We start from the raw sequence: 22420 nt of genomic DNA on the forward strand, positions 1-22420 counted from the left end.
GTCAACCGCCGACCTGCACCAGCCTCGCCTCGTACGCGAAGACCGCCGCCTGCGTCCGGTCGCGCAGGCCCAGCTTCACCAGGATCCGGCTCACATGGGTCTTGATGGTGGACTCGGCGACGACGAGGTGGTCGGCGATCTCGGCGTTCGACAGGCCCTGCGCGATCAGCACCAGGACCTCCGTCTCGCGCTCGGTCAGCTCACCGATCTGCGCCGCCGCCGGCTGGCGCGGCGACACCTCCGCCGACCTGGCGAACTCGGTGATCAGCCGCTTGGTCACGGTCGGCGCCAGCAGCGCCTCGCCGGCCGCGACCACCCGGACGCCGTCCGCGAGCTGCCGGGCCGAGGCGTCCTTGAGGAGGAAGCCGGAGGCACCGGCGCGCAGCGCCTGGTACACGTACTCGTCCAGGTCGAAGGTGGTGAGCACGAGCACCTTCGCCTCGGCGTCGGCGGCCACGATCTCGCGGGTCGCGTCGATGCCGTTCATCTCCGGCATGCGGATGTCCATGAGGACCACGTCGGGGCGGAGCGCCGCGACCTGGGCGACCGCCTCGCGGCCGTTGACGGCCTCGCCGACGACCTCGATGTCCGGCATCGCGCCGAGCAGCACCGAGAAGCCCTCGCGGACCATCATCTGGTCGTCGACGATCAGCACCCGGATGGTCATTCGGCGGCCTCCTCACGTGCCACGGGGATGAAGACCGCGACCTCGTAGCCGCCGTCGCCGGCCGCCCCGGCGGTCATCTCGCCGTTCAGCATCGTGACACGCTCCCGCATGCCGGTGATGCCGTGGCCGGCGCCCATCGAATCGCGCGGGCGAAGCCCCCCTTGAGGGGTGGTGGCCGGGTGACGGGCGGGCTTCAGCAGGCCGCGGGCCGGGCCGTTGACGACGCGGATGCCGAGGCCGCCGAGGACGTAGGACACCTCGACCTTCGCGGAGGCGCCGGGTGCGTGCCGCAGCACGTTCGACAGGGCCTCCTGCACGATGCGGTACGCGGACAGCTCGACGCCCTGCGGCAGCTCCCGCACCGAGCCGGTCACCGTCTTCTCCACGTCGAGGCCGGCGTCGCGCACGTTGGCGACCAGGCCGTCCAGGTCGGCGAGGGTGGGCTGCGGCGCGTCGGGCGCCTCGTAGTCCTCGGCCCGTACGACCCCGAGGACCCGGCGCAGCTCGGTCAGCGCGGCGACGGCGTTCTCGCGGATGGTGGCGAAGGCCTGCTCCAGCTCCGGCGGCGGGTTCTCCACCCGGTACGGCGCGGCCTCGGCCTGGATCGCGACCACCGACATGTGGTGGGCGACGACGTCGTGCAGCTCACGGGCGATGGTGGTGCGCTCCTCCAGGAGCGTCCGCTTCGAGCGCTCGACGGCGGTCACGGTCTGCTGGGCGGTGACCTCGCGGGCGGCGTCGCGGCGGACCTGGAAGGTCGTGACGAGCAGGAGCCCGATGCCGGCGGTGAAGAGCAGCGGGAGCGCGTCGGTGCCGGACCCGGAGCCGGCGAAGAAGGTGAAGAAGAGCGCGTACCCGGCGGTGATCAGCCACATCCAGCCGGCGGTACGCGGCCGGGTGCGCATCGCGACGATCACGATGACGAAGAGGTGCGTGGCGAAGGAGTTCGGCGGCCACGGCCAGCCCTCGCCGAAGCCGCCCAGGACGCCGATGAACGGGGTCGAGGCGAGCGAGGCCCAGAAGGCGAGCACCGGGCGGATCAGGGTGAGCAGCACGATCGCGGCGGGCACGGCGGCGTAGACGAGGACGAACGGTCCGAAGGCATCACGGACCTGTTCGGCCCCGATGAAGAAGACGATGAGGGCGAGGAAGCCGACGACGAGGTGCGGGAGCACGCCGGCTTCGTCGCGTATCCGCTCCGGGAGGAGCCGGAGCGGTCCACGCGTCAGGTTCAGGCGGGGCAGTGGGCGGTAGGCGAACGCGTCGGTGAAGAGGTCGGCCCACATACCGCCGAGCGCCTTCAGCGTCAGGCGGAGCTCGGGGCTGCGGCTCGTTTCGGTGGTCCGGGTCGAAGTCACGCGTCCACGGTACGGGCGCCCCGCGAACCGGTCGTCCGGCTCGATGCGGATCCTCGGAGGTCCGCCTTGAGGACTACGGCGGCCCCGCCCGGCCCTTCGCGGGGCTACCAGGCCAGCTGGGCGATCTCCTCCGCCACCACCGCGCACGCGTCCGCAGCCGGGTCGATCAGCGGGAAGTGGCCGACCTCCTCCAGGAACGTGCAGCCGACCGTCTCGCCCGCCTTGGCGGCGGCCTCGGCGTAGGACTCGGCGACGGAGGACGGGACGACGATGTCGTCACGACCCTGGACGACGGTCGTGGCGATGCCGGTGGGCAGCAGCAGCGCCGGATCCGCCTGCGCCGCCCTCGCGGCGAAGTCCGCCTCGCCGCCGAGGAGTTCGGTCACCGCGCCGCCGCACACGCCGAGTTCCACCGCGCGGTCGAAGTGGGCGATCGGGGCGAGCGCCACGACTCCGCGCAGGGCGGGCGGGGCCGGCAGGCGCCAGGGCGATCCCGCGGGCAGGACGTGGCGGGCGGCGGCCCACAGGGCGAGGTGGCCGCCCGCGGAGTGGCCGGTCAGCACGATGCGCCGCGGGTCGGCCTGCGGCAGGTGCGCGGCGGCCAGCTCCGGCACCGCGTCCATCGCGGCGGCGACGTCGTCGAAGGTCTCCGGCCAGCGCCCGGCCACCGGGGCGGCTGCGCCCTGCCGCGGGATGTCGCTGCCGCGCCGGTACTCCACGCTGGCCACGGCGAAGCCGCGCCGGGCCAGGAAGTCCACGAAAGGAGTCAGGTGCCGCCGGTCGTACGGGGCCCGCCAGGCGCCGCCGTGCAGGGCGATGACCAGGGGCGCGTTCGTCCGGCCGTCGCGCGGCGCGTAGAAGTCGACGACCTGGTCGGGGTGCGCGCCGTACGCGGCGGAGGCGTCCGGGTCGACGGCCGGGTGCGAGAAGGCCGACGCTTCCTCGGCGGCGTCGCGCGCGGCGGGGTCCGGCATGCTGCTTCCAACCTCTCCTCAGACGGGGCCGATTGACGAACCCATCGGCCTGACCTGCGGGGACGGTACCAGGAGTACGGGCCCCGCAGATCAGGCGATCAGGTGATGATCAGCCCTGCGCCGGAGGAGTGTCCGCCAGGACGTCCGCGAGGGTCCGCGCCGCCCGCTCCGTGTCCGCGAAGCCGACGTACAGCGGGGTGAAACCGAAGCGCAGCACGTCCGGGCGGCGCAGGTCGCCCACGACGCCGCGCCGGATCAGTTCCGCCATGACGGCCGGCGCCTCGGCGCAGCGCAGCGCGACCTGGCTGCCCCGCTCCGCGTGCGCCTCGGGCGTCACCGACGTGACCCGGTCCTCGGGGGCGTAGGCCCGGACGCACTCCAGGAAGAAGTCCGTGAGGGCGAGGGACTTGGCCCGTACGTCCTCGATGCGGACGCCGTCCCACACGTCGAGCGCGGCCTCCAGGGCCAGCATGGACAGGATGTCGGGCGTGCCGACCCGGCCCCGCGCGGCGCCGTCGGCGGCCCGGTAGCCCGGGGTCATGCCGAACGGGTCGGCGTGCGAGTTCCAGCCGGGCAGCGGCGAGTCGAACCGGTCCTGGTGGCGCTCGGCGACGTACAGGTACGCGGGCGCGCCGGGGCCGCCGTTGAGGTACTTGTACGTGCAGCCGACGGCCAGGTCCACGCCGTGCGCGTCCAGGCCGACCGGCAGGGCGCCGGCGCTGTGGCACAGGTCCCAGACGGCGAGCGCCCCGGCCTCGTGGAGGGCGGCGGTGATGCCGGGCAGGTCCTGGAGCCGGCCGCTGCGGTAGTCGACGTGGTTGACCAGGGCGAGCGCGGTGCGGTCGGTGACCGCGCCGGGTATCGCGGCCGGCTCGACGGGCACGATCCGGTGACCGGTGAGGCGCGCCGCGGACTCGGCGATGTACCCGTCCGTGGGAAAGGTCGTCGCGTCGACGAGGATCTCGTCGCGCCCCTCGCCCGCGAGCCGGGTGGCCGCGACGACCGCCTTGAAGACGTTCACGCTGGTCGAGTCGCCGACGACGACCTGGCCCTCGGCGGCGCCGACGAGCGGGGCGATCCGGTCGCCGATCCGCTCGGGCGCGGTCCACCAGCCGGACTCCTCCCAGGACCGGATGCGCAGCTCGCCCCACTGGCGGGTGACGACGTCGGCCATGCGGGCGGGGACGTGGGCGGGCAGCGCGCCGAGCGAGTTGCCGTCGAGGTAGACGGTGGCGTCGAGGGCGAACTTCTCGCGGTGCTTGCCGAGTTCGTCGGCGGTGTCGAGCGCCCGGGCGCGCTCCTCGAAGGTCTCAGACATGGCTGCGCGCCGTCCACAGCTCGGGGAACACGTTCTTCTGCGCCCGCTTCTCCAGCCAGGCCACGCCCGCCGAGCCGCCGGTGCCGGTCTTGGCGCCCATGGCGCGGCGGGTGGCCACCAGGTGGTCGTTGCGCCAGCGCCACACCAGCTCGGCGACGTCGCTCAACGCCTCGCCGAGGCGGACGAGTTCGGCGTTCTGGTCGGGGTCGGCGTAGATCCCGGCCCAGATCCGCTCGACCTCGGCCGAGGGCTCGTAGCGCAGCGCGAGGTCGCGGCCGAGGACCTCGGCCGGCACGGGCAGGCCGCGCCGGGCGAGCAGCCGCAGCGTCTCGTCGTACAGGCTGGGCTCCTGGAGCGCCTTCTCCAGCTCGGCGTGGACGCGGGGCGCGCCGCGGTGCGGCACGAGCATGGACGCCGACTTCTCGCCGAGCAGGAACTCCATGCGTCGGTACATCGCCGACTGGAAGCCGGAGCCCTCGCCCAGCGCGCCGCGGTAGGCGTTGAACTGGGCGGGAGTGAGCTGGGCCAGCGGACGCCAGGAGTGGTTGAGCGCCTCCAGCTCGCGGACGGAGCGCTTGAGGGCGTCCATGGCGACGGGCAGGTCGTCGCGGCGCAGGGCGTGGCTCGCGGTCTCCCACTCGTGGACGATCACCGTGAACCACAGCTCCATGACCTGGGTGGTGACCAGGAAGACCATCTCGCCGGGGTCGTCCGAGCGCAGGTGCTGGAGGTGGGTGAGGACGTCCGCCTGGACGTAGTCCTCGTACGGCGTGGTGCCCGCGAAGTCGAGGTTCGGTGCGTCGTTGACCGCACCGGCTCCGGAGGCATCGGGAGAACCTGGGAAGGTGGACATTTCTGTCTCCTCGATACGAACTACCGGGTAGCGGTCCGCTCCTTCCGTGTGACGACGGAGCCCCGGTCCCCTCGGGAGGCATGCTTCGGCGCACGCCACCCACGCGCATCATGACACGATCGGACCCTCGATGTAGATCCCGTCTTCGTCATACGGATAGGCGTTCGAACGGCAGCCGTTCAGGCCCTTGATCTGCTGCATCATGACCGGCGCGAGCCTGCCGGGCCCCGGGCAGCCCATGTGCTGCCGGATGCCGATCTCGTGCCCGACCTCGTGGTTGATGATCAGGTGGCGGTACTCGTGGGCGGGGCCGGCGAAGGTCGGCGAGCCGAGCATCCACCGCTTGAGGTTCACGACGACGCCCGTGGTGGTCTCGCAGTTCAGCTCGCCGTGGGTGTTCATGCCGTTGGCGGCGCAGAGCCTGTCGGCGGTGTCCGGGGTGGCGATCCGGATGACGAAGTCGGCGTTCTCGGTGACCAGCTGGAAGCGCCCCCGGCCGTGCGCGGCCCAGCCGCGCGGGTGGGCGAGGATCCGCTGGATCTCCTCGGCGGCCTCGCGGGCGGAGACGTCGACGCCGTCCTCGACCTGGACGCGGTAGCGGCGCAGCTGGCCGCCCGTGCCGACGGCCTCGCCGGTGGCGTGGGCGGTGGTGAAGGTGCCCGCGCCGGACTGGGGCACACCGGTCTTCTTCGGCGAGGGGGTGGGCGTGGGCTTCGGTTTCGGCTTGGGCGTGGGCTTGGGCGTGGCCTTCGCGGTCGGCGTGGGCGTGGCCCTCTCCGTGGCGGGCGGGGCGGTCACGGGCCGCGGCGGCGCGGCGGTGTCGTCCTTCTGCCCCTCGTAGTGCGCGAGCGCGGCCCCGCAGCCCAGCGACACGAGGGCGAGCGCGAGCACCGGCAGGACGAGCCGGCCTCTCCCCCGCTGTTTTCCCCTCCTGCGTCGACGGCCCTGCTGCGCGGCACGCTTGCCCAAGACAGACTTCTCCCCTGCGTACGTCGGGTGGGGGGCGAGGAACGTGGGGGGCCTCTGCGCGCCGACGGCTCGGTGTGCGGTCCGGGGGATCGTATGCCACCGTCTCGAACGCGCTCGAACAACCGCGGGCAGCTGTTACAGCATGGGTGCATTGGGGTCCGGCCGGGGCGCGGTGCGTCCCGCACGCGTCACGTACGGTCACCGCGCCCCGGTCGGCGGGCGTCAGCCCAGCGTGTCCGCCGCGGTCGCCGAGGAGTCCCGCAGGAACGTCGTGCACCGCTCGTGCTCGTCCTTCTCGCCGATCTCGCCGGCCGCCCGGGCCAGCGCGTGCAGCGCGCGCAGGAAGCCGCGGTTCGGCTCGTGCTCCCACGGCACCGGGCCGTGGCCCTTCCAGCCGTTGCGGCGCAGGGCGTCGAGGCCGCGGTGGTAGCCGGTACGGGCGTAGGCGTAGGACTCGATCACCCGGCCGGCCTCGTACGCGTCGTCGGCGAGCTGCGCCCACACGAGCGAGGAGGTCGGGTACTTCGCCGCGACGTCGGCCGGCGCGGCCCCGCTCGCCAGGAGCTCACGCGGCTCCGGGTCGTCGGGCAGGTGGGTGGGGGGCGGTCCCCCCAGCAGGTTCTCGTGGATGGCCATGGGGCAAGTCTGCCTCAGCCCCGGGGCAGGTCTTCCGGACCCTGCCCGTGTGATCGGCGGGACGCCTTGCGGGACTGTCCGGGGCCTTGACCGTGAGCCTGGGCGACGTGGTCCGGCCTGGCCGACGGGACGGCCCCCAGGCCGTCTCTTCCGGATCAGGGCCGGATAGGCCGCGGCGTCTGGTGCGGTGCATCGCAAGGCACCGGAGCGTCGCGATAGCGGAGCTATCGGGGCGTTTCGGCAACGCGGCGAGGTGCCGTGCCAGGCGTCGCGGACCCGGCCAAGATCCGGAAGAGACGGCCTAGCCCGGCGGTCCGGGTCCGTCCGCCGGACCGCCGTGCGGTGTGCCGCCGGGCCTTCCGTTCTCGTCGCCGTCCGATGTGCCGTCGGGCCTTGGGTTCCCGTCGCCGTCCTGTGCCGCTCTCCCCGGGTCCAGGGGCGGCGCCGTCACGCCGCAGTGGACCCGGCAGTCGGGGTGGCAGTCCGCCCGGGCCGGGCCGCGCAGCGTGGCCCAGGCCAGGATCGCGCCCGCCACCAGGACACCGGCGCAGATCGGCATCGCCCGCCGGAAGGTGACGCCGAACTCCTCCGCCGAGCGGTACGCCTCCGGGCCCATGCCCACCAGCAGCGGCAGCGCCGCGACCGCGATCAGGCCCGCCGCCCGGGCCGCCGCGTTGTTGATGCCGCTGGCCAGGCCCGCCCGGGAGACGTCCACGGAGGCGAGCACGGTCGCGGTGAGCGGTGCCACCAGGGCCGTCATGCCGATCCCGAGGACGAGCATCGCGGGCAGCACGTCCGTCAGGTACGAGGCGTCCTCGCCGACCCGCAGCATCAGCAGCATCCCCGCCGCGCACAGCAGCGGCCCCACGGTCAGCGGCAGCCTCGGCCCGGTCTTCTCGCCCAGTTCGCCGGACTTCGCCGAGAGCAGCAGCATCAGCACGGTCGTCGGCAGCAGCGCCGTACCGGCGGCGAGCGCCGAGTAGCCGGAGACCACCTGGAGCTGGAGCGCGGCCAGGAAGAAGAAACCGCTGAACGCCGCGTACACGCACAGCGTCACCAGGTTCACCGCGGTGAACGTCCGGGATCCGAAGACCGACAGCGGCATCATCGCGTCCTGCCCGCGCCGCCGCTCCACCACCACGAACCCCACGCCGACCGCCGCGCCCACCACGCCCGGCCACCAGACAGCCGCGATCAGCGCGTACGTGACGAGCCCGAGGGCCGCCGCGCCGAGAACCGCGCCGAGCACGTCGAAGCGGCCGTGCGCGGCCTCGTCCCGGGACTCCGGGACGTGCCGCAGCGCCACGGGCACGCAGATCAGCGCGAGCGGCACGTTCAGCAGGAACACCCACCGCCAGCCGGGTCCGTCCACCAGCCAGCCGCCGACGAACGGGCCGATCGCCGCCCCCACCCCGCCGAAGCCCGACCACAGGCCGACCGCCCGCGCCCGGTCGTCCTCGTGGAAGCTCGACTGGATCAGCGCGAGCGAGCCGGGCGTCAGCAGCGCCCCGCCGACGCCCTGGAGGGCGCGGGCGGCGACGAGCACCCCGGCGTTCGGGGCGAGCCCGCACAGCAGCGAGGCGACCGCGAACCACACCACGCCGATCACGAACACCCGGCGCCGCCCGTAGCGGTCGCCGAGCGCCCCGCCCAGCAGGATCAGGCCCGCGAGGGTGAGCATGTACGCGTTGACCGTCCACTGGAGGGCGGCCAGGTCGGCGTCCAGGTCCTCACCGATGTGCGGCAGGGCCACGTTGACGACGGTGGAGTCGAGCAGCGCCATCCCCGAGCCGAGGACGGTGGTGAGGACCACCCACCGCCCGGTCCCCGAGGCCAGCCGGATGCCCAGGCCCGGTGCCGCGCCCGCCGTGTCGGTCATGCCTGCATGGTCCCGCGAACCGATCGGCTCCGCAGCCGCGCGCCGGCCCGGTCGGCCCGCAGCCGCCCCCGCTCCCCCGCCGTGTCAGGTCCCCAGCCGCCTCAGCTCCGCAGCCGCGCGGCCGCCTTCACCAGGGCCGCCACGCCGCGCTCGGCCTTGGCCCGGGGACAGCCCAGGTTGAGCCGGACGAAGCCCGGGGTGCCGTAGACACCGCCCGGCATGATCGCGACCTTCTCGGCGGTCACCAGCTCCTCCTGGAGGGCCGCCTCGTCGACGCCCAGCGGGCGCAGGTCGATCCAGGCGAGATAGCCGGCCTGCGGCGGGGCCCAGCCGACGTCCGGGAGGGCGACGGCGAGCCGTTCCCGCACCAGGTCCATGGTCTCGGCGACATAGCCGCGCAGCGCGTCCAGCCACGGCGCGCCGTGCCGGTAGGCGGCGATGTGGGCGGTGAGCGAGAGCACCGCCGGGGAGGCCAGTCCCTCACCGGTCTCCATGCGGCGGACGAACGCGGCCCGCTCGTCCGGGTCGCCGAGGAAGCCGTACGAGCCGGAGAGCGCGGGAAAGTTGAAGGCCTTGGTGCCGGAGGTGACGAGCGCCCAGCGCCGGCCTCGCCCGGGTTCCGCGATGTCCGTCCAGGGAATGTGGCGGTGGCCCTCACCGGTGAGGTCGGCGTGGATCTCGTCGCTGACGACGGCGGCACCGTGCCGCTCGGCGAGCCGCGCGAACTCCTTCAGCTCCTCCTCGCGCCACACCCGGCCGGTCGGGTTGTGCGGGGAGCAGAGCAGCAGCATCCGGCTGTCCGGCCGGGCGAGCTCCCGCTCCAGGGCGTCGAGGTCACCGACGGGGACACCGCGGAGTTCGCGCCCGAGCCCGGTGACCGCCTTGCGGAAGCCGTCGTAGGTGGGCGTGTGGACGACGACGCCGTCGCCGGGCTCCGTCCACATCCGGAGGAGCTGGGAGAGCTGGCTGAGCACGGAGGGCGCGTAGACCATGGCCTCGGTGTCGACGGCGGTGCCGTGCCGGCTCGCGTACCAGTCCCGTACGGCCTCGCGGAACTCGCCGAGCCGCCAGTCGGTGTAGCCGAACACCCCGTGGTCGATCCGCTCGCGCAGCGCGTCGAGCACGGCCGGAGGGGAGGCGAAGTCCATGTCGGAGATGGTGAAGGGCAGCAGGTCGGGGACGCCGAAGCGGTCGGAGAGACCGTCCCACTGCACCGATGCCGTCCCGCGCCGGTCTATCGCGCGGTCGAAGTCGAACACCACGGGTCACGCCTCCAGGTAGCCGGATCCACGACGAAGGGCCCGGCGGACGACGAAGGGCCCGGCACCACTCTCGTGGCGCCGGGCCCGTTCGTACAACAGCGCTTACTTCAGCTTGGTGCCGGCCGAGCGCAGCGCCACGCACGCCTCGGAGACGCGCTTGGCCATGCCGGCCTCGGCGAGCTTGCCCCAGGTGCGCGGGTCGTAGGTGGACTTCTTGCCGACCTCGCCGTCGACCTTCAGGACACCGTCGTAGTTCTTGAACATGTGGTCCGCCACCGGACGCGTGAAGGCGTACTGCGTGTCGGTGTCGAGGTTCATCTTCACCACGCCGTTCTCGATGGCGGTGGCGATCTCCTCGGCGGTCGAGCCGGAGCCGCCGTGGAAGACGAAGTCGAACGGGGAGGCCTTGCCGAACTTCTCGGAGACGCCCGCCTGGAGGTCCTTGAGCAGCTCGGGGCGGAGCACGACGTTGCCCGGCTTGTAGACGCCGTGGACGTTGCCGAACGAGGCGGCCAGCAGGTAGCGGCCCTTCTCGCCCAGGCCCAGGGCCTCGGCCGTGCGGATGGCGTCGTCGACGGAGGTGTACAGCTCGTCGTTGATCTCGTGGCTGACGCCGTCCTCCTCGCCACCGGTCGGGGTGATCTCGACCTCGAGGATGATCTTGGCGGCGGCGGCCTTGGCGAGCAGCTCCTGGCCGATGGCCAGGTTGTCGGCGAGGGTCTCGGCGGAGCCGTCCCACATGTGCGACTGGAACAGCGGGTTGCGACCGGCCTTGACGCGCTCGGCGGAGATGTCGAGCAGCGGACGGACGTAGCCGTCCAGCTTGTCCTTCGGGCAGTGGTCGGTGTGCAGCGCGACCGTGACGTCGTACTTCGCGGCGACGATGTGCGCGAACTCGGCGAGGGCGACCGCGCCCGTGACCATGTCCTTGTTGTGCTGGCCGCCCAGGAACTCGGCGCCACCGGTCGAGATCTGGATGATGCCGTCGCTCTCGGCCTCCGCGAAACCGCGCAGGGCGGCGTGGAGCGTCTGCGACGAGGTGACGTTGATGGCCGGGTAGGCGAACTTGCCTGCCTTCGCCCGGTCGAGCATCTCGTTGTAGACCTCGGGGGTTGCGATGGGCATTCGTCCGCTCCTTGTGATGTGCGGGTGTGTGCGTTGCTGTCCCTGACCTGGGGGGCGACGTCATCGTCGACCCCATCCTTCCAGACTCTTGTGCGGGCTCCCACAGGCCCGGCACGACGAAGGGCGGGGTGTTTCACGTGAAACACCCCGCCCTTCGAGAAAGCAGCAGGTCAGGACCGGTTTGGGCCAGGCGTCGGGACCTAGGTCACGACTTCGAGGCGATGATTCCGGTTAGCCCGACGCCGTTACGCCAGGCCCAGGTCCGCCAGCTGGTAGCCGGTGAGGTAGGTCAGACCGGCCTCGGCGATCGCGTCGGCGGCACCGCGGTCGACGATCGTCGCGACGGCGACGACCTCGCCGCCCGCCTCGCGCACCGCCTCGACGGCGGTCAGCGGCGAACCCCCGGTGGTGGAGGTGTCCTCCACCACCAGGCAGCGGCGGCCCTTGACGTCGGCACCCTCGATGCGGCGCTGCATGCCGTGCGCCTTCTGCGCCTTCCGGACGACGAACGCGTCGAGACGCTCACCGCGCGCGGCGGAGGCGTGCAGCATCGAGGTCGCGACCGGGTCGGCGCCCAGGGTCAGACCGCCGACGCAGTCGAAGTCCAGGTCCTTGGTCAGGTCGAGCATGACCTGACCGACGAGCGGCGCCGCCTCGCCGTCGAGCGTGATCCGGCGAAGGTCGATGTAGTAGTCGGCCTCACGACCCGAGGAGAGGGTCACCTTGCCGTGCACCACGGCCTTGTCCTTGATCTGCTGGAGCAGCTCAGCGCGTACGTCAGTCATGCTCACGAGCTTAAAGCCCGCAAGGTCACAGGCTGCGCCAGCGCCAGGTCGTCGCGGCCTCCAGGGGGTCGATCGGGGTGACCAGGCGCGGGTGGGTGTTGAGGCCGTTCGGGGGGCCGGTCTGCGGCTCCACGCAGACGGCGTCCGCGGGCTCGTCGTAGATCACGACCCACTCGGCGCGGCTGGTGACACGCAGCTCCAGCCGGCCCGGCCAGGTGAGGGTGACGTCGACGCCGTCCGGCATGCCGAAGCAGTCGTCCCAGGGCCGGGGCAGGGGGTCGATGCGGCGTCCGGTGGGGAGGTGGTTCTCGCCGCGCTCCTCCTGCCAGGCCGGGTGGAAGTCCAGCTCGACCTCCGGTCCGCCGAGCGTCTTCCGGAACCAGGGGTGCCAGCCCGCCTGCGCCGGGAAGGAGTCCGCGGCCGTCTCGACGCCCAGCTGGAGGGTGAGGGAGTCCTCGGTCAGCTCGAAGGTCTGGGTGACCTTGCCGGCGTACGGCCAGGGGTCGGCGAGCTCGGTGACGAAGGCGGCCGTCGTGCCGGTGACGTCGGCCGTCTTCCACGGGACGTCCCGGACCGTGCCGTGCAGCGCGTGCGGGGCCGAGTGCTCGCTGACGGGGAGCTGATGGACCTCGCCGCCGTTGCGGAAGCGGCCGTTCTCGGTCCGGCCCGCCCACGGCGCCATGACGAAGCAGCCGTGGCGCGCTCCCTGGAGCAGCAGTTCGGTGCCCCCGATGCGGAGGCTGTCGATCCGGCAGCCGTGCTCCGGATCGATGGTCAACTCGGCGTCACCGGCCGTCAGTCGCGTCAGAGTGCTCACGCCATGAGCCTAGGGCCTGTCCGGCCGATCAGGGCTTCGCATCAGGGCTTCGGATCGGGGCTTCGAGTCAGAGCTCCGGACCATGGCGGGACGGGCCGCCGCAGGGCGTTCAGCGGCGGCGGCGCATCACGCGGGTCACGACGACGGCCGAGGCGAGGGCGAGCGCCGCCGCGGGGGCGATCCAGCGCAGGGTCGCGGAGGTGCTGGACGCCTCGGCGGCCGGGACCGGCGCGTAGCGGCCGCGCGGCGGGGCGTGGTCGACCTCCTCCGCGCTCCGTCCGATCATGGTGCGCCGGGCGTGCGCGGCCTCGGCCGGCTGGGCGGCGCCGATGAAGTCGCCGGTCCCGGCGCGGGTCCCGTCCATGGCCTCCGCGTCCGCGGCGGCCGCCTCGAGGTCCTCGCCGTCGATGTCGTCGGCCTCGTCGCGGTCGAAGTCCTCGTCGGTCCTCGGGTCCAGGGACGGCGGCGGCACCGGTGTGTCGAAGACCGAGGAGCGCCCGGGTTCCTCCACGCCGTCGTCGACACCGTCGTCGTCGCTGTCGGGGTCGCTGTCCGGCTCGGCCCGGCCGGCCGCCGCCCGCTCGATCTCCGCCGCCTCCGCCGCCGCGGCCTCCGCCTCGACCTCCGCCTCGACGTCCGCGACGGCGGACAGCGCCTCCGCGAAGCGGTCGAGCAGCCGGGCGCCCGCCGCGGTCCTGGCCTCCGCGTCGGCGTCGGCGAGCCGGCCGGCCGCCGTGACCGTGCCGCTGAAGCCGATCGTGGTGCCCTCGGCCACCGGGGTGAGCGCGAGCGTCAGGGCGAGCGCCGCCGTTCCCTTGCCGCGTACCTCCATGCCCTCGCCCTCGACGGCGAAGCGGCTGCCGCGCTGGGAGATCCGCAGGGCGCCCCGGTAGGTGATGGTGTTGCCGCCGACGCGGATCTTCAGCCGGCCCGCGAGCGGACCCGGCTCCTTGTCGGTGTCCTGCTGGAACCCGGGAACGCAGCGCGCCAGCCGGACGGGGTCCGTCAGCGTGGCGCGCAGAATCTCGGCCGGGACCGGGACGAACACCTCATGCTCCATGGGCCGAGCCTACTCAGGCCCGGCCCGCCCGTCGCCTGTTTGTGCCCGGGCGGCGCTCCCGCTCCCCGTACGCCGATCCTCGTACGCCTTCCCGTACGCCCCTCCCCGTACGCCCCTCCCCTCGCCCGTCCGCCCGGTTCCGCTCAGTAGCGCGGGTGCACGAGCGTCGAGGGCGGCAGTCCCTCGGCCGCTCCCGTACGGCTGCGCTCCACGCGGCTCCCGCCCTCGGTCAGGACACCCGCGGTCAGCGAGCGGAGCCGGGGCGCGGCGTCGTCGAGGCCCAGCGCGGGCGGGCGGCCGCCGGGTGCGGCGAGCAGGAAGCCCCACTCCCCTTCGCCGGGCCCGGCGCCGTCGGCGGAGCGGCCCGCCCCGTACGGCCGGGTGGCGAAGCCCGCCGCGCGGAGGGTCGCGTCGACCGTCCAGTACGTGCGGGGGCGGGCGGCGGCCGATCCGGCGTGCACGACGAGCCGCCCGCCGTCGGCGAGCGCGCCGGCGGCGAGCCCGTAGAACTCCTCCGAGTAGAGCTTGGCGCTGGGGGTGATCCCGGGGTCGGGCAGGTCGGAGATCACCACGTCGTACCGTTCCTGCACGGGCCGGGAGGAGCGCAGCCAGGTGAAGGCGTCGCCGTAGGCGACGGTGACGCGCGGGTCGCGGAAGGAGTGCTCGTTGAGCGCGGCGAGGTCCGGGTCGGTACGGGCGAGGTGGACGACGCCGGGGTCGAGCTCGACGACGGTGACGGCCCGGACGTCCCCGTAGCGCAGCACCTCGCGGGCGGCGAGCCCGTCGCCGCCGCCGAGGATCAGCACGCGCGCGTGCGGGCCGTTCATCGCCGGGTGCACCAGGGCCTCGTGGTACCGGTACTCGTCCTCGCCGCCGACCCGCAGCCGGCCGTTCAGGAACAGGTCGGGCGGGCCGCCCCGCTCGCCGGTCACCACCACCTCCTGGAGCTCGGTGTGGACGGCGACCCGGACGCTGTCGCCGTACACCGCGCGGCGCGCCGCCTGCTCGAAGTCGTCGACGAGCACGGTCGCGGTGGCGAGGACGGCGAGCACGGCGACGTTGACGCCGACGAGCAGGGTCCGCGAACGGGCCGTCAGGTCGTGCCGGAACAGCCACAGCACGAGGCCGCCGCCGGCCACCGCGTTCACGGCGCCGGTGACCAGCGCGCCGGTCAGCTGGCCGAGCCAGGGCAGCAGCAGGAAGGGGAAGGCGAGCCCGCCGACGAGCGCGCCGACGTAGTCGGCGGCGAACAGGTCGGCGACGGTCCCGGCGGCGTCGTGCGCCTCCCGCCGCCCACCGCCGCCCCGGCTTCCGGCCGCGCCGCCACCCCGGCCCTCGGACCGACCGCCGCCCGGGGCCTCGTACCCGCCGCCGTCCCGGCCGTCGGCGCCGCCACCCCGGACCTCATGGCCGCCACCGCCCCGGACCTCGGAACCACCGCCGTCCCGGCCCTCGGCGGTGCCGCCGCCGGCGCCCGCCCCGCTCTGCCCGCGGGCCGACTCCGCGCGCTGGATGAGGGACATGAGCAGCGGGATCTCCGCCCCGATCAGCACGCCGATGGCCAGCGAGAACGCCACCAGCACGTAGCGCGACTCGCCGAGCCAGGCGAAGGCCGCGTACAACACCATCGCCGAGCAGCCGCCGATCAGCGCCAGACCGCCCTCGACCAGTCCGAAGCCGACCGCCGCGCGGCAGCGCAGCCGCTTGGCGAGCAGTGAGCCGACACCCATCGCGAAGACCATGACGGACAGCACGACGGACGCCTGGGTGACCGAGTCACCGATCAAATAGGAGGCGAGCGCCACCAGTTCGAGCTCGTAGACCAGCCCGCAGGCGGCGCACACGAAGACCACCGCCAGGACCGGGTACCGCACCGCGCCCGGCCGCACGGGCAACCGAGCCGCCCGCTTGGGAGGCGGCGGCATGGTCACGGGCGGGTCGATCATGTTCGTAACGCTACGTCACGCACGTATGGCCGCCTGTCACCCACACGAGTGCACCTGAGGCATGTGTACGGCGCGTCAGAGCGAAGCGGGCATACGGGCCCCGATCTGGGTCCGGGTCACCACCAACTGCCCTTCCTGCGGGTACGCGTGCCAGGTGCGCCACCGCACCTGACCCTCGTGGCGCTGCGCCAGCATCGCCGTGAAGGCGTGCGGCGAGCCGGGGAAGGTCCCCGCGAGGCCGTGCGGATGGTCGGCGACGAGCGCGAGCAACTCCTGGGCGCGGCCCGCGAACGAGCCCTGGGTGAGGGTCTCGACGCGCGCCGCGAACTCGTACTCCCACTCGCCGACCCGCTTCGACACGCCCAGCGGCAGCGGGGTGCTGCTGCCGGGCATGCAGGCGACGGTCTCCGAGCAACTGCGGTCCTCCTCCTCGAGGAGGACCTGATGGGAGGCGCCGAGCAGCCGCAACTGCAGCTTGGCTCCGGCTAGTTCGAGATCGAGCACGGCGAGCGCGGGCAGCGGGTCGCGCCCCAGCGCCCAGGCGAGGTCGGCCGCGCGGGTGTCGGTGTAGGAGGTCTTCAGGGTCGTGAGCATGGATCGGCTCCGCAAACACGGTTTGACGGGTGGGCCGGGGGCGTCCCGGTGAAGGGTTTCGACCGGGAGTGGGGATCGCCGTCTCGGGTCCACACACGGTCCGAGGGCTGGATGTTCTCGACAGCGAGGGAATCATGAACCGTGGGTAGGTCACAGCGTTTTTACCCAACTTGACGTGGTTTCCATCCCCTCGGGGGCCCCACGGTTCAACTGTTCAGTCGGAATCGATCGCGCGGTTCCCACAATCACCCAACGGAACGGTCACCGAAGGCCGTTGCCCCGGCACACCATCCCGTCGGGCCGCCCGTCCGCGCCCGGCCGTCACCCGGTCCCTGCCCGTGTACCCCGCGCTCCGCGGCTCAGTCGCCGCCACCACCACCGCCGCAGCCGCCGCCCCCGCACGAGGACGAGCCGCAGGACGAGGAGCCGCAGCCGCCGCCACCCGTCGAGTCCCCGCTGCCCCAGCCGCCACGCCGCCGCCGGCGCCTGCGGGACGATCCGCCGCCCGACGCCGCCGAGAAACCGATGATCACCAGGATCACCAGTGCGATGACCACCACAACTTCCATGTCGTCCCCCGTCGGTGAGAAGGAGCCCCGTCGGCCCCGTCGGCCCCGTCGGCCGCGCCGGCTCCGTGAGCTCGGTGAGCCCCGTCGGCTCTGCGAGGGGGATGCCCGCCCCGGACCGCGCCCAAAGCGCACTTGAGCAAGTCCAGAGCTTCGCCCGAGGATGGCGGGCATGACACGACCGCTGCTCAACCGACGGCTCGCGGAGTTCGGCACCACGATCTTCGCCGAGATGTCCGCGCTCGCCACCCGGACCGGTTCGATCAACCTGGGCCAGGGCTTCCCCGACACCGACGGCCCCGAGGAGATCCGCGAGGCCGCCGTCCGCGCGCTGCGCGAGGGCCGCGGCAACCAGTACCCGCCGGGCCCCGGCGTGCCCGAGCTGCGCACCGCGATCGCCGAGCACCAGCTCCGCCGCTACGGGCTCGCGTACGACCCCGACAGCGAGGTCCTGGTCACCGCGGGCGCCACCGAGGCCATCGCCGCCGCGCTGCTCGCGCTGGTCGAACCGGGCGACGAGGTGATCGCCCTGGAGCCGTACTACGACTCGTACGCCGCCTGCGTCGCCATGGCCGGCGGCACCCGGGTCCCGGTCACGCTGCGCCCGCACGACGGCGCCTTCGCGCTCGACCTGGACGAGCTGCGGGCCGCGGTCACCGAGCGGACCCGGCTGATCCTGCTCAACACCCCGCACAATCCCACCGGCACCGTGCTCGGCCGCGCCGAGCTGACCGCGATCGCCGAACTCGCCCAGGAGCGCGACCTGCTGGTCGTCACCGACGAGGTGTACGAGCACCTGGTCTTCGACGGCGCCGAGCACGTGCCGATCGCGAGCCTGCCCGGCATGCGCGAGCGCACCGTGACCATCGGCTCGGCCGGCAAGACGTACTCCTTCACCGGCTGGAAGGTCGGCTGGATCACCGCCACGCCCGAGCTGACCGGCGCCGTCCGCTCGGCGAAGCAGTTCCTCACCTACGTCTCGTCGGGCCCCTTCCAGTACGCGGTCGCCGAGGCGCTGCGCCTCCCCGACACGTACACCGACGGCCTGCGCGCCGAGCTCCAGGCCAAGCGGGACCTGCTGAGCGAGGGCCTGGCCGCGGCCGGCTTCGGCGTCCACCGCCCGGCCGGGACCTACTTCGTCACCACCGACATCCGCCCGCTCGGCGAGACCGACGGCTTCGCCTTCTGCCGCGCCCTCCCCGAACGCGCGGGCGTGGTCGCCATCCCCAACGCCGTCTTCTACGACCACCGCGAGGAGGGCGCGCCCTTCGTCCGCTTCGCGTTCTGCAAGAGGTTCGACGTCCTCGAGGAGGCGGTGGAGCGGCTGAAGGGGCTGACGGCCGGCTGACGGGGGCCGGTGCCGGGCCGGGCATCCGGTACGGCGGACGGCACGGATAGGGTCCCCTCGCCTGGTCGAACGATCACGCGCCGTTCCTGTGGGGGGTATCCACGCATGTCCGTACCGACGTTCCAGCCGAGCCGCAGATCGACGCTCCTCGCCCTCGCCGGAGCGGCCGCGGGCGGCGCGCTGCCGCTGGCCGCCGCGCCGGCCGCCGCCGCGGCGGAGACGCCCCCGGCGCTGCCGAGGGCCGAGCCGTTCGCCCCGACCGTGCCCGGCGCCCGGGTCCCGGTGCTGATCGACCCGACCGATCCCTGGCACTTCACCGCGCACCCGGCCGGGGCGCTGACCACCCGTACGATCGCCGGCGGCCTGGAGGTCTCGGACGGCAGGGGTGTGCTCGCGACCCTCACGACCGGGGCGAGGACGGTCACGGTGCGCGGGCCGAGGCGCTGGTTCACCGAGCAGAAGCGGCGCGTCGAGGACCACTTCGACCGGGAACTGACCGACGGCACCGCCGGCTGGGGCACGTCCCCGAACGGCGGCACGTGGTGGCCCCGCTCCGCGGACGACGCCGACGTCGCGGACTACAAGGTGACCGGGGGCCGGGGTGCCGTGACGCTCTCCGCCACCGGTTCCAGCCGTCACGCCTACCTCTCCGACAAGGACCTCGGCGACGTCCGCGCCCGCGCCCGCTTCTCGTTCACCCAGGTGCCCGTCGGCGCGCCCCTCTCGCTGGCCCTCACCTTCTCCCTGACGAGCCTCGACACCCACTACCGCGCCCGCCTGGTCGTCACCCCGGCCCGGGAGGTGCAGCTCGTCCTCGAGAAGGCGCTGGACAACGCCGTGAGCGTGCTGGGCGCGCCCGTCACGGTCGGCACCGGCTTCGCCGCGTACGACCACTGGTGGGTGCAGGCCGAGAAGACCGGCAACGTGCTGCGCGTCCGCGCGTGGAAGCACGGCGTGGCCGAGGCGGACCTGCCGGACTGGGTCCACAGCCTGCGTGACCCCGACGCGAACACGGCCCTCGGGGCGGGCGCCGTCGGCGTCCGGGCGTACGCGGCTCCCGGCGCGCAGACGGGCGTGGAGGCCCGGGTCTACGACTTCCTCGTCGAGGAGGCGTCGTGGACCGACCCGCCGGTCATCACGCACGACACCTGGGTGCGGGTCCTTCCGGAGCCCTTCGACGGCACGTGGACGCCGGCCGTGGAGCAGCGGGTCCGGGCCTGGGCGGGCGACAGCTCGCCGGACGCCCTGGCCTACGCGGCGATGTTCCTGCCGAACGCGCCCGCCGTCACCGACCCGGCGCGGGGCGGCGCGCAGGTGCTCGGCACGGCCGGCTACAGCGCGCCGGACCCGGTGACCGGGCTGCACGCGGTGGGGGCGGACTTCCACGAGTACATGGGGATCGACGGCTGGGCCTTCCCGAGCGGCGAGACGGGCGTGCTGAAGAGCCACGGCCGCTACCTCGACTGCTCGGGCCTGGTCCGGATGGTCTACGGCCACTGGATGGGCGTGCCGATGGGCATCGCCCCGGACGAGCCGGCCCGCCGCTACCTGCCCCGCAGGTCGGTGGACCAGGCCGCCTCCGCCCCGGGTGTGGTGGTCGCCCGGGCGACCGGCACCGCGCCGCCGCTCGACGGGCTGCGGATCGGTGACGTGCTCTTCTGGGACAACGAGGACGGCGCCGTCTCGCACACCGGCATCTACGTCGGGGCCGACCAGCACGGCCGTCAGCGGTTCGTCTCCAGCCGCAAGACGCCCGACGGCCCCACCATCGGCGACGTGGGCGGCAAGTCGGTGCTCAACGCGTCGGCGAGCGATCTGTACACGAGCAGTCTGCGGGTGATCCGCCGCTTCTGACGGGCGCGCCCCCTCCGCGCCGTGGCTCCGGTCAGGTAAACCGACTTGTCGGGTAAAGACCGGTTTTCGCGTGCACGGAGGTGCCCCCTGTCCGCCGAGACTCTCGACCGCCCGGCGTCCGCCGCCGCCCCGGCGTCCGCCCGGCGCGTTCCCCGCTGGCGGGCCTCGCTGCACCGGGCGGCGCCCGCCCTCGGGCTCTTCGCCGCCGCACGGCTCACCGGAATGCTGGTGCTGGCCCTGTGGGCCTGGCGCGTCGGGCGCTCGCCGCGGGCGCTGCTCGCGAAGTCCTGGGACTCCGACTGGTACACGCGCATCGCCGCCCACGGGTACGGGCGCACCCTGTTCTGGCCCGACGGCGCCGTCCAGTCCGACCTGGCGTTCTTCCCGCTCTACCCGGGGCTGGTACGGGCCGTTGCCACCGTCCTGCCGGTCGCCTACGGGACGGCCGGACTGCTGCTGTCCTGGCTCGCCGCCGGGGCCGCGGCCTGGGGGATCTACCTGGTCGCCGAGCGGCTGTGCGGGCGGCCGGCCGCGATCCTCACCGTCCTGCTGTGGGGCCTGCTGCCGCACTCGATCGTGCTGTCCATGGCGTACACCGAGCCGCTCATGACCGCGTTCGCGGCCTGGGCGCTGTACGCCCTGCTGACCCGCCGCTGGCTGTGGGCGGGCACCCTCGCCGCGCTCGCGGGCCTCTCCCGGCCCAACGGGGTCGCCATCGCGGCCGCCGTACTGGCCGCGGCCGGGCTCGAGCTGTGGCAGCGGCGCGGGCGGGCGGACTGGCCGGTGTGGGCGGGCGCCGCGCTCGCGCCGGCCGGCTGGCTGTCGTACCTGCTGTGGGTCGGCGCCCGGCGCGGCGACCTCCTGGGCGGCTACTTCGCCGTCCAGGACGGCTGGACCTCCCGCTTCGACCTCGGGCGCGGCGCGCTGCGCTTCGTGCGCGGCATGGTGACCGGGCCGACCGAGTTCGGCTACGTGATGGCGCTGGTGATCACCGGGGCGGGCGTGCTGCTCTTCGCGCTCCTGCTGTCCGGGGAACGCCCGCCGGTGCCCGTGCTCGTCTACACCGCCGTCCTGGTCCTGATCACCGTCGGCGGCTCGGGCTTCTTCGAGTCGAAGCCGCGTTTCCTGCTGCCGGCCTTCCCGCTGCTGCTGCCGCTGGCCCGCGCGATGACGAGAGCCCGGCCGGGCGCCGCGATCGTGGTGATCGCGGGCCTGGCCGGGCTCTCCTTCGCCTACGCGCCGTACGTGCTGACGCTCGCACGCATGGCCCTGTGAGACCGGGGACTACTCGGCGGAGTCGCCGGGCTCCTTGTCCTCCGGGGCCTCGAGGCCGAACTGCTCGACGATCCACTTGTCGAACTCGATCGAGGCGCGGACCCAGCTGACGGTGGAGGACACGAAGTGCTCCAGCGACACACCGGTGCCGATCAGCATCTGGGCCTCACCGATGAGACGGAGGGTGGCGGAGCCGTCCTCCTCCTCGTGCAGGTGGGTGTAGACCTTGGGCCACAGGGTGCGCCGGTTCCAGTCGTCGATCGCGTCGAGGATCCGGGCGCGGTCGTCCGCGGCGTGCGGGCGGTCGTAGAACGTGCGCACCGAGAAGACCTGCTGCTCGGCCTCGCCGCGGAACATGAAGTACGTGCGGAAGTCCTCCCACGGGGCGGCGAGGTCGCCCTCGTCGTCGACGACGTACTTCAGCTCCATCTGGTCGAGGAGCTGCTTGACGAGGTCCTGGTCGGGAACGACGGGGCCCGCCGGTCCTGAGGCCTGAGGCTGGGGCTGGGCCCCGAAATTCGGAATCGAGGACGGGTCGATGCTCACCGGGTTCTTCCCTTCGTACGGATGCTCGCCATCCTCCCTCATGGCGGGCGGGGCGTGGCAAGTCCCCACGGCGCGATCAGCTGCGGGCTGACATGATCTCGCCCCATGGAGGCCAGGCAGAGGAAGCGCTCGCGGCGCTGGTGGGTCGGGATCACGGTTGGGCTGTTCGTGTGCTGCGGGCTTCCGGTGTCGTGCGCGGCCTGGGGCGCGTACTCGTTCTCGGAGGCCGGTAAGCCGCAGCCGGTGGACTGCGCCGAGGCGCTGGCGTACGCGTACGCCGTGCTGCCCGTCAGCGCCCGGGACGCGCACTGCACGTACGCGCACTGGCAGGACAGCTACGTCGAGGCGGAGTTCCGCATGCCCGCCGACGAGGTGGCGGGGTGGCTGACCGCGACCTATCCGACGGCCACGGTGTCGGAGGGCGGGCGGCGCCACCACGTCGAGTTCGCCCCGGTGTCCGGGAAGGCGTACGAGGCGGGCGTCACCGTGACGGACGAGGGCGGTGGCACCGCCCTGGTCCGCGTCTTCGCCCACGACTCCTGAGGTCCGACCGCTGCGGTCGGCTGCTGCCGTCCGGCTTCTGCGGTC

The 22420-nt window shown here is 73.5% G+C and carries 21 protein-coding genes; 4 read left to right on the plus strand and 17 right to left on the minus strand.

The window, feature by feature from the left end:
* Position 1 precedes the first annotated feature (1 nt).
* The 16 genes from ACFVGS_RS04710 to ACFVGS_RS04785 form a co-directional block, all read right to left on the minus strand.
* A complete protein-coding gene (locus tag ACFVGS_RS04710; RefSeq protein ID WP_384422310.1) occupies positions 2-667 on the minus strand; it encodes a response regulator in 666 nt (221 codons plus the stop codon).
* Positions 664-2025, minus strand: coding sequence for a sensor histidine kinase (locus ACFVGS_RS04715; RefSeq protein WP_384422312.1), 1362 nt, complete (start codon positions 2023-2025; stop codon positions 664-666). The genes ACFVGS_RS04710 and ACFVGS_RS04715 overlap by 4 nt, the downstream gene beginning before the upstream one ends.
* Before the next feature lie 104 nt (positions 2026-2129).
* Positions 2130-2999, minus strand: a complete 870-nt coding sequence (locus tag ACFVGS_RS04720; RefSeq protein ID WP_384422314.1) for an alpha/beta hydrolase — start codon at positions 2997-2999, stop codon at positions 2130-2132.
* Positions 3000-3108: 109 nt separating this feature from the next.
* Positions 3109-4317, minus strand: a complete 1209-nt coding sequence (kynU, locus tag ACFVGS_RS04725) for a kynureninase (protein WP_385690356.1) — start codon at positions 4315-4317, stop codon at positions 3109-3111.
* Positions 4310-5170, minus strand: coding sequence for a tryptophan 2,3-dioxygenase family protein (locus tag ACFVGS_RS04730; RefSeq protein ID WP_384422318.1), 861 nt, complete (start codon positions 5168-5170; stop codon positions 4310-4312). The genes kynU and ACFVGS_RS04730 overlap by 8 nt, the downstream gene beginning before the upstream one ends.
* A gap of 108 nt (positions 5171-5278) precedes the next feature.
* Complete coding sequence (locus ACFVGS_RS04735; RefSeq protein ID WP_384422320.1) at positions 5279-6139, minus strand: DUF3152 domain-containing protein; 861 nt, start codon at positions 6137-6139, stop codon at positions 5279-5281.
* Positions 6140-6361: 222 nt separating this feature from the next.
* Positions 6362-6775, minus strand: coding sequence for a DUF3151 domain-containing protein (locus ACFVGS_RS04740; RefSeq protein WP_384422322.1), 414 nt, complete (start codon positions 6773-6775; stop codon positions 6362-6364).
* Positions 6776-7076: 301 nt separating this feature from the next.
* Positions 7077-8654 (minus strand): MFS transporter, encoded by a 1578-nt coding sequence (locus ACFVGS_RS04745; RefSeq protein WP_384422506.1) that lies wholly within the window; start codon positions 8652-8654, stop codon positions 7077-7079.
* A 101-nt stretch (positions 8655-8755) separates the two neighbouring features.
* On the minus strand, positions 8756-9913 hold the full coding sequence (locus ACFVGS_RS04750; RefSeq protein ID WP_384422508.1) for a MalY/PatB family protein: 1158 nt from the start codon (positions 9911-9913) through the stop codon (positions 8756-8758).
* A gap of 105 nt (positions 9914-10018) precedes the next feature.
* Positions 10019-11041, minus strand: a complete 1023-nt coding sequence (fbaA, locus tag ACFVGS_RS04755) for a class II fructose-bisphosphate aldolase (RefSeq protein WP_384422504.1) — start codon at positions 11039-11041, stop codon at positions 10019-10021.
* A 245-nt stretch (positions 11042-11286) separates the two neighbouring features.
* The gene (gene pyrE, locus ACFVGS_RS04760; RefSeq protein ID WP_384422502.1) at positions 11287-11826 is read right to left on the minus strand and encodes an orotate phosphoribosyltransferase; all 540 of its coding nucleotides are present in this window, start codon (positions 11824-11826) and stop codon (positions 11287-11289) included.
* A 25-nt stretch (positions 11827-11851) separates the two neighbouring features.
* Positions 11852-12643, minus strand: a complete 792-nt coding sequence (locus ACFVGS_RS04765) for an aldose 1-epimerase (protein WP_384422500.1) — start codon at positions 12641-12643, stop codon at positions 11852-11854.
* 109 nt (positions 12644-12752) lie between these two features.
* Entirely contained in the window at positions 12753-13703 is a 951-nt protein-coding gene (locus tag ACFVGS_RS04770; protein ID WP_385690363.1) for an SRPBCC family protein, read from the minus strand.
* Between the two features lie 143 nt (positions 13704-13846).
* Positions 13847-15649, minus strand: a complete 1803-nt coding sequence (locus ACFVGS_RS04775; RefSeq protein WP_385690366.1) for a spermidine synthase — start codon at positions 15647-15649, stop codon at positions 13847-13849.
* A 75-nt stretch (positions 15650-15724) separates the two neighbouring features.
* Positions 15725-16243, minus strand: coding sequence for a DUF2617 family protein (locus tag ACFVGS_RS04780; RefSeq protein ID WP_384422494.1), 519 nt, complete (start codon positions 16241-16243; stop codon positions 15725-15727).
* 359 nt (positions 16244-16602) lie between these two features.
* Positions 16603-16812: a hypothetical protein gene (locus tag ACFVGS_RS04785; RefSeq protein ID WP_384422492.1), complete on the minus strand. Its 210-nt coding sequence runs from the start codon at positions 16810-16812 to the stop codon at positions 16603-16605.
* A 160-nt stretch (positions 16813-16972) separates the two neighbouring features.
* On the opposite strand from ACFVGS_RS04785, the gene ACFVGS_RS04790 reads away from it, so the two are divergent.
* The 3 genes from ACFVGS_RS04790 (at position 16973) to ACFVGS_RS04800 (ending at position 21286) form a co-directional block, all read left to right on the plus strand.
* Positions 16973-18157, plus strand: a complete 1185-nt coding sequence (locus ACFVGS_RS04790; protein ID WP_384422490.1) for a pyridoxal phosphate-dependent aminotransferase — start codon at positions 16973-16975, stop codon at positions 18155-18157.
* Positions 18158-18262: 105 nt separating this feature from the next.
* The gene (locus ACFVGS_RS04795; protein ID WP_385690371.1) at positions 18263-20011 is read left to right on the plus strand and encodes an NlpC/P60 family protein; all 1749 of its coding nucleotides are present in this window, start codon (positions 18263-18265) and stop codon (positions 20009-20011) included.
* 222 nt (positions 20012-20233) lie between these two features.
* On the plus strand, positions 20234-21286 hold the full coding sequence (locus ACFVGS_RS04800) for a hypothetical protein (protein WP_384422487.1): 1053 nt from the start codon (positions 20234-20236) through the stop codon (positions 21284-21286).
* Positions 21287-21295: 9 nt separating this feature from the next.
* On the opposite strand, the gene ACFVGS_RS04805 is transcribed toward ACFVGS_RS04800, so the two are convergent.
* Entirely contained in the window at positions 21296-21832 is a 537-nt protein-coding gene (locus tag ACFVGS_RS04805; protein ID WP_384422486.1) for a YbjN domain-containing protein, read from the minus strand.
* Between the two features lie 105 nt (positions 21833-21937).
* Between ACFVGS_RS04805 and ACFVGS_RS04810 the strand changes: the two genes are divergently transcribed.
* Positions 21938-22375, plus strand: a complete 438-nt coding sequence (locus tag ACFVGS_RS04810; protein ID WP_384422484.1) for a hypothetical protein — start codon at positions 21938-21940, stop codon at positions 22373-22375.
* The last annotated feature ends 45 nt before the right edge of the window (positions 22376-22420 follow it).

It is taken from the genome of Streptomyces sp. NPDC127114 (assembly GCF_042677525.1).
GTDB lineage: Bacteria > Actinomycetota > Actinomycetes > Streptomycetales > Streptomycetaceae > Streptomyces.

Coding starts and splice junctions, on each gene's coding strand:
- ACFVGS_RS04795 (WP_385690371.1), top strand. CDS start 18,263: ATGTCCGTACCGACGTTCCAGCCGAGCCGCAGATCGACGCTCCTCGCC.
- ACFVGS_RS04790 (WP_384422490.1), top strand. CDS start 16,973: ATGGCGGGCATGACACGACCGCTGCTCAACCGACGGCTCGCGGAGTTC.
- ACFVGS_RS04720 (WP_384422314.1), bottom strand. CDS start 2,999: ATGCCGGACCCCGCCGCGCGCGACGCCGCCGAGGAAGCGTCGGCCTTC.
- ACFVGS_RS04810 (WP_384422484.1), top strand. CDS start 21,938: ATGGAGGCCAGGCAGAGGAAGCGCTCGCGGCGCTGGTGGGTCGGGATC.
- ACFVGS_RS04800 (WP_384422487.1), top strand. CDS start 20,234: ATGCTGGTGCTGGCCCTGTGGGCCTGGCGCGTCGGGCGCTCGCCGCGG.
- ACFVGS_RS04730 (WP_384422318.1), bottom strand. CDS start 5,170: ATGTCCACCTTCCCAGGTTCTCCCGATGCCTCCGGAGCCGGTGCGGTC.
- fbaA (WP_384422504.1), bottom strand. CDS start 11,041: ATGCCCATCGCAACCCCCGAGGTCTACAACGAGATGCTCGACCGGGCG.
- ACFVGS_RS04775 (WP_385690366.1), bottom strand. CDS start 15,649: ATGATCGACCCGCCCGTGACCATGCCGCCGCCTCCCAAGCGGGCGGCT.
- ACFVGS_RS04740 (WP_384422322.1), bottom strand. CDS start 6,775: ATGGCCATCCACGAGAACCTGCTGGGGGGACCGCCCCCCACCCACCTG.
- kynU (WP_385690356.1), bottom strand. CDS start 4,317: ATGTCTGAGACCTTCGAGGAGCGCGCCCGGGCGCTCGACACCGCCGAC.
- pyrE (WP_384422502.1), bottom strand. CDS start 11,826: ATGACTGACGTACGCGCTGAGCTGCTCCAGCAGATCAAGGACAAGGCC.
- ACFVGS_RS04745 (WP_384422506.1), bottom strand. CDS start 8,654: ATGACCGACACGGCGGGCGCGGCACCGGGCCTGGGCATCCGGCTGGCC.
- ACFVGS_RS04770 (WP_385690363.1), bottom strand. CDS start 13,703: ATGGAGCATGAGGTGTTCGTCCCGGTCCCGGCCGAGATTCTGCGCGCC.
- ACFVGS_RS04780 (WP_384422494.1), bottom strand. CDS start 16,243: ATGCTCACGACCCTGAAGACCTCCTACACCGACACCCGCGCGGCCGAC.
- ACFVGS_RS04785 (WP_384422492.1), bottom strand. CDS start 16,812: ATGGAAGTTGTGGTGGTCATCGCACTGGTGATCCTGGTGATCATCGGT.
- ACFVGS_RS04710 (WP_384422310.1), bottom strand. CDS start 667: ATGACCATCCGGGTGCTGATCGTCGACGACCAGATGATGGTCCGCGAG.